Genomic DNA, 12,504 nt, shown 5'->3' on the forward strand with positions numbered 1-12,504 from the left:
GTTGCAGGAAAATTAAACGCCCGTTGCAGGGCAGGCAAAAAAATGCCCGCAGGGCTTGAAGCCTTGCGGGCATTTTTTGTCCATCATTGCCGGATCAGGAACCCAGCAGCTCAGCCTTGACCAGCTTCGCCTGCTCGTCAGCGTGGTACGAAGACCGCACCAACGGACCCGACGCAACGTTCTTGAAGCCCATCTTGTAACCTTCTTCGGCGAACCAGGCGAAGGTGTCCGGGTGCACAAAACGCTGCACCGGCAAGTGGCTGCGCGACGGTTGCAGGTACTGGCCCAGCGTCAGCATGTCGATGTCGTGTTCGCGCATGCGCTTCATGACTTCGATGACTTCTTCGTCAGTCTCGCCCAGACCCAGCATCAGGCCGGATTTGGTCGGGATGTGCGGCATCATCTGCTTGAAGCGTTGCAGCAGGGTCAGCGACCACTGGTAGTCCGAACCCGGACGCGCAGCCTTGTACAGGCGCGGCACGGTTTCCAGGTTGTGGTTGAACACATCTGGCGGCTCGGCTGCAGTGATTTCCAGGGCGACGTCCATGCGGCCACGGTAATCCGGGACCAGGGTTTCCAGCTGCACGTTCGGCGACAGCTTGCGGATCTCGCGGATGCAGTCGGCAAAGTGCTGGGCACCGCCGTCGCGCAGGTCGTCGCGGTCAACCGAAGTGATCACCACGTACTTGAGCTTCAGGTCGGCGATGGCAATGGCCAGGCTTTGCGGTTCGTTGACGTCCAATGGTTTCGGACGACCGTGGCCAACGTCGCAGAACGGGCAGCGACGGGTGCAGATGTCACCCATGATCATGAACGTCGCGGTGCCACCGGAGAAGCACTCGCCCAGGTTCGGGCAGGATGCTTCTTCGCAAACGCTGTGCAGCTTGTGTTTGCGCAGCAGGCTCTTGATACGGTCGACTTCCGGGGAAACCGGGATGCGCACACGAATCCAGTCAGGCTTCTTCGGCAATTCGGTGGTCGGAATGATCTTTACCGGAATGCGTGCAACCTTTTCGGCGCCGCGCAGCTTGACGCCGGCTTCAACCTTGGGACGCGGGGCCGGGCGCTCGGTCACGTCGAGCGTCGGGATCATGGTTTGCACTGCATCAGTAGTCATATCAGTCGATTCCGCCCGTCAGGGTCGTCTGCTCAGCATAGTCGAGGTGTTTGACGAGCTGCGCGCGCAGCCGGGCACTTACCTCGGCAAATTCAATCGATCCTGCGTGATCGCTCAGCTGGGTCATCGCCAGCCCGGCATAGCCGCAGGGATTAATCCGTCGAAACGGTTCCAGGTTCATATCCACGTTCAGAGCCAGGCCATGAAAGGAACAACCGCGGCGAATCCGCAAACCCAGAGAAGCGATTTTCGCGCCATCGACGTACACGCCGGGAGCGTCTGGCTTGGCCGCTGCGGTCACCCCGTAGCTGGCCAGCAGTTCGATCAGGCAAAGCTCCATGCGACTCACCAGATCACGCACGCCGAAACCCAGCTTGCGTACATCCAGCAGCAAGTAGGCCACCAATTGGCCGGGGCCATGATAGGTCACCTGCCCGCCGCGATCGACCTGCACCACCGGGATATCCCCCGGCAGCAACAAGTGTTCGGCCTTGCCGGCCTGGCCCTGAGTGAACACCGGAGGGTGCTCAACGAGCCAGATTTCGTCAGCGGCATCGCTGCCGCGTTCGTTGGTAAACCGTTGCATGGCATGCCAGACCGGCTCATAAGCCATCTGGCCGAGCTCACGAAAGCCCAGCGTGCCAGACATCACAGCACCATGTGCACGAAACCGGTCGCACGCAACTCGCTGTTAATGTCGTACAGCTGTTCTTGACCGGTGGCGATGATGTGCAACTGGATAGTCGTGTATTTGCCGTTGGTGCTTTGACGTTCGTCGATGCGCTCATCATTGATGGTCGCGTGCTTTGTGACGATTGCGATGATCTTGTCTTTGTTGCCAACGCCAGTGTCGCTGATCACCTTGATCGGGTAATCAGTCTGGGGAAATTCGATCTTTGGCGCCTTTACTTCGGTATCGGTCATGGCGTAACGGCCTCTTAAGCCGTGGTAACGCGCATGGCCCCGCACCGGATAAGAGCAGGGCCATGCAGGTCAACACTAAATCAGTTGAACAAGCCGTAGAAGAATAGACGGATGCTATCCCACATGCGGCGGAAGATACCACCCTCCTCGACAGCGTCCAGAGCGATCAGGTCGGCGCTGTGCACAACCTTGTCTTCCAGTTTCACTTCGACTTTACCGATCACGTCGCCCTTGGCGATTGGCGCGGTCAGTTGTGGGTTCATGGTCATGCTGGCCGCAAGCTTTTTCAGCTGACCTTTGGGCAGGGTCATGGTCAGGTCTTCAGCCAGGCCGGCCTTGACTTGATTGGTGGTGCCTTTCCACACCGGGGCCTGAGCCAGTTCAGTACCTTTCTGATAGAAGGTCTGGGTTTCAAAGAAGCGGAAACCGTAGGTCAGCAGCTTCTGGGTTTCAGCGGCGCGAGCCACTTCGCTGTTGGTGCCGAACACGACGGCGATCAGGCGCTGGCCGTCGCGCACAGCCGAGGACACCATGCAGTAGCCGGCTTCTTCGGTGTGGCCGGTTTTCAGACCGTCAACGGTCTTGTCACGCCACAGCAGCAGGTTGCGGTTAGGCTGCTTGATGCCATTCCAGAAGAACTCTTTCTGCGAATAGATCGCATAGTGAGCCGGGTCTTCGTGGATGATCGCGCGAGCCAGGATCGCCATGTCGTGAGCCGACGAATAGTGCTCAGGATTCGGCAGACCGGTCGGGTTCATGAAGTGGGAATTGGTCATGCCCAGTTCCGAAGCGGTTTTGTTCATCAGGTCGGCGAAGGCGTCTTCGCTGCCGGCGATGTGCTCGGACAGCGCCACGCTCGCGTCGTTGCCGGACTGAATGATGATGCCGTGCAGCAGGTCGCTGACAGTGACCTGCGAACCCACCTTGATGAACATCCGCGATCCGCCGGTGCGCCAGGCGTTTTCGCTGACGGTAACCGGATCGTTTTCACCGATCTGGCCGCGACGGATTTCCAGCGTAGCGATGTATGCCGTCATCAGTTTGGTCAGGCTGGCCGGCGGCAGACGCTGATCACCGTTGTTTTCTACCAGCACGTTGCCGCTGCTGGCGTCCATCAGGACGTAGGCTTTGGCGGCCAGTTGAGGTGGCGACGGCATCATCTCGGCCGCGAAGGCGGCGGGCGAGAGGAGCAGCGGGACTAGCAGACACAGGCGTTTGGCAAAGGTGGTGATGTTCATCCGTCTCTCGAAATCGCTAATGGAAACTTGCCCTAGGGCAAAACTATTCAGACAGCCTTCTAACGGGCCATCGCGTGTTCAGTTGCTCACTCCAGTCACCCTTGCCGGGCTTTTATTCTTCGACGAGCCAACAACCTGATTCACCCCCCAATCGCTGGTGAATCGTCAATCAAGTCCTGCGTATTGCTTACTCCGAAACCACACTTGGCGAACCAAGGTTGGCCAGGCGGACGCTGTTCTGTACCTGGGCAATCTCACCCGGCGAACCGATCGGCCCCAGACGTACCCGGTGCAGGGTCTGCTGATTGCGCACGATCGAGCTGATGAACACCGGAGCGCTCACCATTCCGCTGAGCTTCGCCCTCAGGAGTTCTGCAGCGTCCGGGTTGGCGAACGCGCCCACCTGCAGATACTGGCCAGACGCTGGTGCAGAAGCGTTTTTTTTTGCATCGAGCTGAACCGGCACGACGGCCGCAGCGTGTTGCTGCACCGGCGGCGTCCATTGCTCGACGGTGCCGGCCGAGGCCGTGATCACCGGGGCGCTATTTTGCGCGACTTGCGGCTCGTTGAGCATCAAAGGTGCCGGACGGCCCTTGGCAGCCCACCATTGTTGCGGATCAATGCCTTCGACCTTGACCCGCGCGGTACCGGATTCGGCGTAACCCAGCTTCTTGGCGGCAGCGTAGGACAAATCGATGATGCGGTCGGAGTAGAACGGGCCGCGGTCGTTGACCCGCAGAATCACGCTCTTGTTGTTGTCCAGGTTGGTCACCCGAACGTAACTTGGCAGAGGCAAGGTCTTGTGGGCGGCACTCATGCCGTACAGGTCATAGACCTCGCCGTTGGCGGTGTTCTGGCCATGGAACTTGGTGCCATACCAGGACGCTGTGCCAGAAGCGACATACGACTTTGACTCTTGCAACGGGAAATAGGTTTTGCCCAGCACCGTGTAAGGGTTGGCCTTGTACGGGCCGGTGTGCAGGGTCGGCGTGGCATCAGGGATGCGCGAGACATCGACGTCCCACCAAGGCGCGCCGTCTTTGTGGGCACGGTTGATGTCCAGACCCGGCTGCGCACGCACAGCGGTAGACGGTGTCTTTTGAGTCGGGGAACGACTGGTCGAACAACTGGCAACCAGCACTGCCAGCGCAGCGAAAGCCACCAGTTTCAGGGGTTTATTGATAGGCAATGCCCGCATTACTTGACGCCCCGTGCTTGTACCAGCTTTTCAGACAGTTGATGTACGGCCATGGCGTACATCACGCTGCGGTTATAACGCGTGATCGCGTAGAAATTCTTCAGGCCCATCCAGTATTCAGGGCCGTTTTCGCCCTCGAGACGAAATGCAGTGACTGGCATGTCATCGCGCAGCGCATCATGACTCGACCAGCCCAGCGCTCGCAACTCCCCAACGGTTTTCGTCGGCTCGATACCCGTGGTCAGGCCTTCATCGACCTGCTCGCCACGTACGTCTGCACGGCTGACCACCGGCTCGCCGGCAACCCAACCGTGACGTTTGAAATAACTCGCGACGCTGCCGATCGCATCATCCGGATTGGTCCAGATATTGATGTGACCATCGCCGTCAAAATCCACCGCATAGGCGCGAAAGCTGCTCGGCATGAACTGCGGCAGGCCCATGGCACCTGCGTAAGAGCCTTTCAGGGTCAATGGGTCGACCTGCTCTTCGCGCGCCAGCAGCAGGAACTCACGCAGTTCCTTGCGGAAAAATTCGGCACGGGGAGGATAGTCGAATCCGAGCGTGGACAAGGCGTCGATCACCCGGAAATTACCGGTATTACGTCCGAAAAAGGTTTCAACGCCAATGATCGACACGATGACTTGCGCCGGCACGCCGTACTCCTGCTCGGCACGGGCCAGCGTGGCCTCATGCTGACGCCAGAAGTCGACACCACGGGCGATACGTGCGTCCGTGATGAACATCGGACGGTATTCTTTCCACTGCTTGACCCGCTCGGCGGGCCGGGAGATGGCGTCGAGAATCGACTGCTTGCGCTGCGCCTCGCGAAACACACCCATCAGTTGCTCACCGGCAAAGCCGTAGTCGCGGGTCATTTCACCGACGAACTCGGCCACCTGTGGCGAGCCTTCGTATTCGCCGGCCAGCGCTTCCTGCACGCTACCGAGGATGCCTACCAGGCCAACCCACGGCGCGCATCGAGTCGCCCAGCCACGCATTACTTGCATTGAAATCTTCACCTTATTCAAACCTGCGCGATCCACTTGCGATGGGTATGGATCGACATCAAAACCCCAAACGCTGACAGCAGTGTCACCAGCGAAGTTCCTCCGTAGCTAATGAACGGCAACGGCACCCCTACAACCGGTAACAGGCCACTGACCATACCGATGTTGACGAAAACGTAAACAAAAAACGTCATGGTCAACGCACCGGCGAGCAATTTGCCGAACAATGTTTGTGCCTGTGCCGTGATGACCAGTCCCCGGCCGATCAACAAAAGATAGATCAGCAGCAGCACGCAAATGCCCACCAGACCGAACTCTTCGCCAAGTACCGCGATGATGAAGTCGGTGTGACTTTCAGGCAGGAAGTCCAGATGCGATTGGGTACCGAGCAGCCAGCCCTTGCCGAACACGCCGCCGGAACCGATCGCCGCTTTCGACTGAATGATGTTCCAGCCCGTACCAAGCGGGTCGCTTTCCGGGTCAAGGAACGTCAGGATTCGCTGCTTCTGGTAGTCGTGCATGATGAAAAACCACATGGCGACCGCCACGGGTACGGCGGCGGCCAACACACTGAGAATCCAGCGCCAGCGCAACCCGCCCATGAACAGCACGAACGCTCCGCCCGCCAGAATCAGCAGCGAAGTACCGAGGTCCGGCTGACGCACGATCAGAATGAACGGCACCCCGATCAGCATCAAACTGATGCCGACATGCTTGAGTTGTGGCGGCAATGTCCGCTTCGACAAATACCAGGCGATGGTCGCCGGCATGAGGATTTTCATGAACTCGGAGGGCTGGAAGCGGATCACCCCGGGAATGTTGATCCAGCGTGTCGCGCCCATGGCGTTGTGGCCCATGATGTCCACCACCATCAGCAGCACCACCCCGATCACATAGCCGAGCGGCACCCAACGGGCCATGAAGCGCGGTTCGAACTGGGCGATGACGATCATCGACACCAGGCCGATGCCGAACGAAGTGGCCTGTTTGGCCAGCAGATCCCAGTTCTTGCCGCTGGCCGAATACAGCACGAACAGGCTGCCGGCGGCGAGAATCAGCAGCAGGATCAACAATGGGCCATCGATATGCAGTTTTTGCAGCAACGTCGCTCGGCGACGCATCACATCCTCGCTGGAGAGCATGCGATCAAAATTATTCATCACGGGCCGTAGCCTCCGCACTGATTGGACTGGCGTATTCGGCCTTCAAATGTCCGTCCTGATCCAGCAACCAGGCGTCCATGACCTGACGCACTACGGGCGCGGCAACACCGGAGCCGGACTCACCGTTCTCAACCATCACCGACACGACGATTCGTGGATCGTCGGCCGGGGCGAAACCGACGAACAACGCGTGGTCGCGATGGCGCTCCTGAACCTTGGAGCGGTCGTACTTTTCACCCTGCTTGATCGCGACCACCTGAGCGGTACCCGATTTGCCGGCGATCCGGTATTGCGCACCGATTGCCGCTTTGCGCGCGGTGCCCCGTGCACCGTGCATCACCTGCTGCATGCCGTGGTTGACCTTGTTCCAGTCTGACGGGTCACGCAGGATAATGTCCGGCATCGGGTTTTCGTCCACCGGTTTAACCCCTTCGAGGGTTTTGGCCAGGTGCGGCCGGTTCCACACGCCTTTGTTTGCTACCAGCGCCGTGGCTTGGGCCAACTGAAGCGGCGTCGCTTGCATATAGCCCTGGCCGATCCCCAGGATCAGCGTCTCGCCGGGGAACCACGCTTGCTTGCGTGTCGCCCGCTTCCACTCACGCGACGGCATCAGGCCTGGGGACTCTTCGAACATGTCCAGCGAGACCTTCTTGCCGATGCCGAACTTGTTCATGTAAGCCGACAGCCGATCAATGCCGAGCTTGTGGGCCAAGTCATAGAAGTAGGTGTCGTTGGACCGCATGATCGCTGTGTCGAGGTCGACGAAGCCGTCACCGGTGCGGTTCCAGTTGCGGTATTTGTGATCGTAGTTGGGCAGCATGTAGTAACCCGGGTCGAACACCCGGCTCGACGCCGTCACAACCCCCGAATCGAGACCGGCAATCGCCACCGCCGGTTTGATCGTCGAGCCCGGCGGGTACAAACCGCGCAGCACGCGGTTGAACAGAGGCCGGTCAATGGAATCACGCAACTCGGCGTACGCCTTGAAGCTGATCCCCGTAACGAACAGGTTCGGGTCAAAACTCGGCTGACTGACCATCGCCAGTACTTCGCCAGTTCTCGGATCGAGCGCGACCACCGCACCGCGACGCCCACCCAATGCCGCCTCGGCGGCTTCCTGCAACTTGATGTCCAGGCTCAGAACGATGTCCTTGCCGGGAATCGGATCGGTCCGTTTGAGCACACGCAAGACGCGGCCACGGGCGTTGGTCTCGACTTCCTCGTAACCCACCTGACCGTGTAACTCCGGCTCGTAGAAACGCTCGATGCCGGTCTTGCCGATGTGATGGGTGCCGCTGTAGTTGACCGGGTCGAGGCTTTTGAGTTCTTTCTCGTTGATCCGCCCCATGTAGCCCACCGAGTGCGCAAAATGCGCGCCCTGCGGATAGTGACGGACCAGTTGCGCAATCACTTCCACGCCCGGCAGACGGAACTGGTTCACGGCGATGCGGGCGATCTGCTCCTCCGTCAACTCGAACAGGATCGGTACCGGCTCGAACGGCCGACGCCCCTGACGCATGCGTTTCTCGAAGATCACCCGGTCTTCGGGCGTCAGTTCCAGCACTTGGACGATCACGTCGAGCACTTGCTGCCAGTCGCCGGAGCGCTCGCGGGTCATGCTCAGGCTGAAGCTGGGACGGTTGTCGGCCACCACCACGCCATTGCGGTCGAAAATCAGCCCACGCGTCGGCGGGATCGGCTGCACATGGACGCGGTTGTTCTCCGAGAGGGTCGAGTGGTACTCGTACTGGATCACCTGCAAGAAATAAAGCCGTGCGATAAGCACGCAGATCAGCGCCACCACCACAAAAGCCCCGAACACAACGCGGCCACGCACCAGGCGTGCGTCTTTTTCGTGGTCCTTGATGCGGATCGGCTGAGACATGAGGGCAGGCTTACTTGTGGTAAGGGTGACCGGACAGCACGGTCCAGGCACGGTACAACTGTTCGCCGATCAGAATTCGCACCAGCGGATGCGGCAGCGTCAGCGGCGACAACGACCAGCGCTGATCGGCACGAGCACAGACTTCCGGCGCCAGCCCTTCCGGGCCACCGACCATGAAGTTGACCGTGCGCGAATCCAGCCGCCAGCGGTCGAGTTCGACCGCCAGTTGCTCGGTGCTCCAGGGTTTGCCGTGGACTTCCAACGTGACAATCCGCTCGTTCTGCCCGACCTTGGCCAGCATGGCTTCGCCTTCCTGGCGGATGAAACGAGCCACGTCAGCATTTTTGCCACGGGTATTGAGCGGTATTTCCACCAGTTCCAGCGCCAGCTCGGACGGAAGACGCTTGGCATATTCATGCCAGCCTTCTTCCACCCACTTGGGCATGCGTGAACCGACGGCGATCAGTCGCAGTCGCACAGCGATCCCTTAGAGCTGGTCTTTGTTGAGCTTGGTGAAATGCTCGTGGGTGTTTTCCGGGCTGTGGTGTTTGGCGTCGGCCGCGCGGCTTTGCTCGGCACCGGCCCACAGGCGTTCCAGGTCGTAGAACTGACGCGCCGAGGCGGTCATCATGTGCACGATCACCAGATCCAGGTCGAGCAGCACCCAGTCGCTGTCGCCCTTGCCTTCTTCGCCCAGCGGCTTGGCGCCCTGCTTTTTGACTTCTTCGCGAACCTTATCCAGCATCGCGTTGATCTGGCGATTGGAAGTACCGGTGGCGATGATCATGTAGTCAGTGATGCTCTGCTTGTCGCGAACATCGATGATCTGGATGTCTTGCGCCTTGACGTCTTCCAGGGCAGCCACGGCCAGTTTGACCAGGTCGTCACCTTTCAGCGGCTCGTTGGTGTTGACCGGCTCTGGCAGCGGGGCGCTCTTGAACGTGCCTTTGCGCTTTACTTTGGTTTGGTCTTTGTCAGTCATATAAAACTCGTTTTGCTCATATTTTCGGCGGCTTGGCGACACGGTGATCCGTATCAGTGAAGCACGCCTTGTTCAGTTCGACGCACGGTAAAGACCGTGCGCATCGATGTAGGCCAGGACCGCGTCGGGCACCAGGAAACGTACCGACTTACCGCTGGCCAGCAGTTGACGGATCTGGGTGGCGGAAACCGCGAGCGGTGTCTGCCAGACGAATGCAATCTGTCCGCTCGGCCCTTTCAGGGCCAGCGGGTCGCTCACCGAACGCGCTGCCAGCAGGTTGCGCAAGGCATCCGGCGGTTCGCTGTCGGCGTCCGGGCGCTGTAGCACCAGGATGTGGCAATGCTGGAGCAACTCTTCCCAGCGATGCCAAGTGGGCAGGCCGCAAAATGCGTCCCAGCCCAAAAGCAGAAAAACCTGGGTCTCGGCGGCCATTTCGGCACGCATCAACTCCAGGGTATCAATGGTGTAGGACGGTTTGTCCCGCTGCAATTCGCGGGCGTCCACCACCAGCGGCGGCACTCCGGCCACCGCGCACTCGACCATCGCCAAGCGATCCTGCGCCGACACCTGCGGTGTATCGCGATGCGGCGGCCGCGCGCTCGGCGTCAGACGCAACTCATCCAGCGCCAGCGCTTCGGCCACTTCCAGCCCGCCGCGCAAATGGCCAATGTGCACCGGATCGAAGGTGCCGCCCAATATGCCAATGCGCAGTGGGCGGGGCTCGTTGCCCGATTGCATCGCGGTCAGGTCGAGGTCGGCCAAGTCAGACCGTCGCCTGGCCGCGTAACTGGCCATCACCTACCACGATGTACTTCTCGCAGGTCAATCCCTCGAGGCCCACCGGGCCGCGGGCGTGCAGCTTATCAGTAGAAATGCCGATCTCGGCACCCAATCCGTATTCAAATCCATCGGCGAAGCAGGTCGGCGTGTTGATCATCACCGACGCCGAATCGACTTCAGCCACAAACCGCCGCGTGTCTGCAAGGTTTTCGCTGACGATTGAGTCGGTGTGATGGGAGCCGTAATGGTTGATGTGTTCAATGGCCTGATCAAGCCCGTCGACCACACGGATCGACAGGATCGGCGCCAGATACTCGGTGTTCCAGTCGTCGTCACTGGCCGGCACGGCGTCGATGATCGCCCGGGTGCGCTCGCAACCGCGCAGTTCGACGCCTTTTTCGCGGAACTGGGCAGCCATCGATGGCAGAAAATCCTTGGCAACGGTTTGATCGACCAGCAAGGTCTCCATCGCGCCGCAGATGCCATACCGATAGGTCTTGGCGTTGAAGGCGATGCGCTGGGCTTTGGCCAGGTCGGCGTGTTCGCTGACATAGACGTGGCAGATGCCGTCCAGATGCTTGATCACCGGCACGCGTGCATCTCGGCTGATGCGCTCGATCAGACCACGGCCGCCGCGCGGCACGATCACGTCGACGTACTCGGGCATGGTGATCATCGCGCCAACGGCAGCGCGGTCAGTGGTTTCGACCACTTGCACCACGCCAGCAGGCAATTGCGCCTCTGCCAGACCGCGCTGGATGCATGCGGCAATCGCACGGTTGGAATGAATCGCTTCGGAGCCGCCGCGCAGGATGGTCGCATTGCCGGACTTCAGGCACAGGCTGGCGGCGTCGATGGTCACGTTGGGACGGGATTCGTAGATGATCCCGATCACGCCCAGCGGCACGCGCATCTTGCCGACCTGAATGCCCGACGGGCGAAAGCTCATGTCACGGATGGCGCCGACCGGGTCTGGCAGCGCAGCAACCTGACGCAGGCCGACGATCATGCCGTCAATGCGCGCTGGGGTGAGTTCCAGGCGCTCCAGCAATGCGGGCTCCAGACCATTGGCGCGACCGGCAGCCAGATCCTGTTCGTTGGCTGCCACCAGCTCGGCGCGTGCGGCGTCCAAAGCATTGGCAGCAGCCTGCAGGGCGCGGTTTTTCTGCGCGGTGCTGGCACGGCCGATGACCCGGGAAGCTTCGCGGGCGGCGCGACCCAATCGGGTCATGTAGTCAAGAACGGACTCAGTCATGGTCTGCTGGGGTCTTGGCGAAGAGGAAAGCGGCAGATTATAGCTGTCGCGTCCCGGGACTAACAGCGGTGACGGGCGGATGGTCGAAATGAACAGTGATTGGCCGATGTTCAGGCGTAATTAAGCCTTGGATTGTTATCATCACGACCTCCTCCGCCTGGATAAATATCGCCTGTCATGCCCAACCAGACCGCTCGTACCCGCGCCGAACACCTGCCGCAGGGACTCCCGGACGCTTTTTTCGACCGCGATGCCCAAGTACTGGCCAAGGATCTGCTCGGCAAAGTCATCCGCCATCGCGTTGGTGATTTGTGGCTGAGCGCGCGCATCATTGAAACCGAAGCGTATTACTGCGCGGAAAAAGGCAGTCATGCATCGCTCGGCTACACAGAAAAGCGTAAGGCTTTGTTTCTGGATGGCGGGCACATTTATATGTATTACGCACGCGGGGGCGATTCGCTGAACTTCAGCGCGCAAGGGCCGGGCAATGCGGTATTGATCAAATCGGCCTATCCGTGGGTCGATGAAATCAGTGGCCCGGCGAGTCTGGCGCAGATGCTGCTGAACAACCCTGATGCTCAGGGTCATGCGCGACCGTCGCAAAAGCTCTGCGCCGGACAGACGTTGCTGTGCAAAGCGCTGGGATTGAAGGTGCCGGTGTGGGACGCCAAGCGTTTCGATCATCAGGTGCTGCTGGTGGAGGACACGGGGCCTGCGCCCTCGCACGTTATTCAAACCACGAGATTGGGCATTCCCCATGGCCGTGACGAACACCTGATGTACCGCTTCGTCGACGCGACGTATGCGCAATGGTGTACGCGCAACCCGCTGCGACGGGGTCAGGTCGAAGGCCGGGATTATTTTGTATTGCCCTGAACACGCTCCCGCATTGAGCGGTGCGCAGTTGAAGGTTGAGCGCCCCATGGGCTATTTGAAGATTTGATGGAGTTTG

The 12,504-nt window shown here is 60.0% G+C and carries 13 protein-coding genes; 1 reads left to right on the plus strand and 12 read right to left on the minus strand.

All coding sequences use genetic code 11. The features are described 5' to 3' along the window. Positions 1-94: 94 nt before the first annotated feature. The 12 genes from lipA to K5E40_RS06620 all read right to left on the minus strand — a co-directional run bounded on the left by lipA (position 95) and on the right by K5E40_RS06620 (position 11,552). On the minus strand, positions 95-1,093 hold the full coding sequence (gene lipA, locus K5E40_RS06565; RefSeq protein WP_167394918.1) for a lipoyl synthase: 999 nt from the start codon (positions 1,091-1,093) through the stop codon (positions 95-97). 25 nt (positions 1,094-1,118) lie between these two features. Beyond that, positions 1,119-1,766: a lipoyl(octanoyl) transferase LipB gene (gene lipB, locus K5E40_RS06570; protein WP_221730185.1), complete on the minus strand. Its 648-nt coding sequence runs from the start codon at positions 1,764-1,766 to the stop codon at positions 1,119-1,121. Continuing rightward, positions 1,766-2,041 carry a DUF493 domain-containing protein gene (locus K5E40_RS06575; RefSeq protein WP_221730186.1) on the minus strand — a complete coding sequence of 92 codons (276 nt, stop codon included), beginning with the start codon at positions 2,039-2,041 and terminating at the stop codon, positions 1,766-1,768. Before K5E40_RS06575 ends, lipB begins: the two co-directional genes overlap by 1 nt. A gap of 80 nt (positions 2,042-2,121) precedes the next feature. Further along, on the minus strand, positions 2,122-3,279 hold the full coding sequence (locus K5E40_RS06580) for a D-alanyl-D-alanine carboxypeptidase family protein (protein WP_221730187.1): 1,158 nt from the start codon (positions 3,277-3,279) through the stop codon (positions 2,122-2,124). Between the two features lie 187 nt (positions 3,280-3,466). Further along, positions 3,467-4,477 (minus strand): septal ring lytic transglycosylase RlpA family protein, encoded by a 1,011-nt coding sequence (locus K5E40_RS06585; protein ID WP_221730188.1) that lies wholly within the window; start codon positions 4,475-4,477, stop codon positions 3,467-3,469. Then, entirely contained in the window at positions 4,477-5,487 is a 1,011-nt protein-coding gene (gene mltB, locus K5E40_RS06590; protein WP_221730189.1) for a lytic murein transglycosylase B, read from the minus strand. Before mltB ends, K5E40_RS06585 begins: the two co-directional genes overlap by 1 nt. A gap of 17 nt (positions 5,488-5,504) precedes the next feature. Further along, complete coding sequence (rodA, locus tag K5E40_RS06595; RefSeq protein WP_221730279.1) at positions 5,505-6,608, minus strand: rod shape-determining protein RodA; 1,104 nt, start codon at positions 6,606-6,608, stop codon at positions 5,505-5,507. Between the two features lie 31 nt (positions 6,609-6,639). Further along, positions 6,640-8,535 (minus strand): penicillin-binding protein 2, encoded by a 1,896-nt coding sequence (mrdA, locus tag K5E40_RS06600; RefSeq protein ID WP_221730190.1) that lies wholly within the window; start codon positions 8,533-8,535, stop codon positions 6,640-6,642. A 10-nt stretch (positions 8,536-8,545) separates the two neighbouring features. Then, positions 8,546-9,013: a 23S rRNA (pseudouridine(1915)-N(3))-methyltransferase RlmH gene (rlmH, locus tag K5E40_RS06605; protein ID WP_009051038.1), complete on the minus strand. Its 468-nt coding sequence runs from the start codon at positions 9,011-9,013 to the stop codon at positions 8,546-8,548. Positions 9,014-9,022: 9 nt separating this feature from the next. Beyond that, positions 9,023-9,517, minus strand: a complete 495-nt coding sequence (gene rsfS, locus K5E40_RS06610; protein ID WP_187678819.1) for a ribosome silencing factor — start codon at positions 9,515-9,517, stop codon at positions 9,023-9,025. Between the two features lie 72 nt (positions 9,518-9,589). Then, positions 9,590-10,255, minus strand: coding sequence for a nicotinate-nucleotide adenylyltransferase (nadD, locus tag K5E40_RS06615; RefSeq protein ID WP_221730280.1), 666 nt, complete (start codon positions 10,253-10,255; stop codon positions 9,590-9,592). Positions 10,256-10,280: 25 nt separating this feature from the next. Then, on the minus strand, positions 10,281-11,552 hold the full coding sequence (locus tag K5E40_RS06620) for a glutamate-5-semialdehyde dehydrogenase (RefSeq protein ID WP_221730191.1): 1,272 nt from the start codon (positions 11,550-11,552) through the stop codon (positions 10,281-10,283). 177 nt (positions 11,553-11,729) lie between these two features. Between K5E40_RS06620 and K5E40_RS06625 the strand changes: the two genes are divergently transcribed. Next, on the plus strand, positions 11,730-12,428 hold the full coding sequence (locus K5E40_RS06625; protein ID WP_221730192.1) for a DNA-3-methyladenine glycosylase: 699 nt from the start codon (positions 11,730-11,732) through the stop codon (positions 12,426-12,428). Positions 12,429-12,504 lie beyond the last annotated feature (76 nt).

Origin of the sequence: Pseudomonas baetica, from assembly GCF_019733355.1 — a bacterium.
GTDB classification, from domain to species: Bacteria; Pseudomonadota; Gammaproteobacteria; order Pseudomonadales; family Pseudomonadaceae; genus Aquipseudomonas; species Aquipseudomonas baetica_A.

Bases quoted from the DNA above. Each gene is read 5' to 3' on its own strand.
- K5E40_RS06620 (WP_221730191.1), bottom strand. From the start codon at position 11,552: ATGACTGAGTCCGTTCTTGACTACATGACCCGATTGGGTCGCGCCGCC.
- rodA (WP_221730279.1), bottom strand. From the start codon at position 6,608: ATGCGTCGCCGAGCGACGTTGCTGCAAAAACTGCATATCGATGGCCCA.
- rsfS (WP_187678819.1), bottom strand. From the start codon at position 9,517: ATGACTGACAAAGACCAAACCAAAGTAAAGCGCAAAGGCACGTTCAAG.
- mrdA (WP_221730190.1), bottom strand. From the start codon at position 8,535: ATGTCTCAGCCGATCCGCATCAAGGACCACGAAAAAGACGCACGCCTG.
- mltB (WP_221730189.1), bottom strand. From the start codon at position 5,487: ATGCAAGTAATGCGTGGCTGGGCGACTCGATGCGCGCCGTGGGTTGGC.
- lipA (WP_167394918.1), bottom strand. From the start codon at position 1,093: ATGATCCCGACGCTCGACGTGACCGAGCGCCCGGCCCCGCGTCCCAAG.
- K5E40_RS06625 (WP_221730192.1), top strand. From the start codon at position 11,730: ATGCCCAACCAGACCGCTCGTACCCGCGCCGAACACCTGCCGCAGGGA.
- K5E40_RS06585 (WP_221730188.1), bottom strand. From the start codon at position 4,477: ATGCGGGCATTGCCTATCAATAAACCCCTGAAACTGGTGGCTTTCGCT.
- K5E40_RS06575 (WP_221730186.1), bottom strand. From the start codon at position 2,041: ATGACCGATACCGAAGTAAAGGCGCCAAAGATCGAATTTCCCCAGACT.
- lipB (WP_221730185.1), bottom strand. From the start codon at position 1,766: ATGTCTGGCACGCTGGGCTTTCGTGAGCTCGGCCAGATGGCTTATGAG.
- nadD (WP_221730280.1), bottom strand. From the start codon at position 10,255: ATGCAATCGGGCAACGAGCCCCGCCCACTGCGCATTGGCATATTGGGC.
- K5E40_RS06580 (WP_221730187.1), bottom strand. From the start codon at position 3,279: ATGAACATCACCACCTTTGCCAAACGCCTGTGTCTGCTAGTCCCGCTG.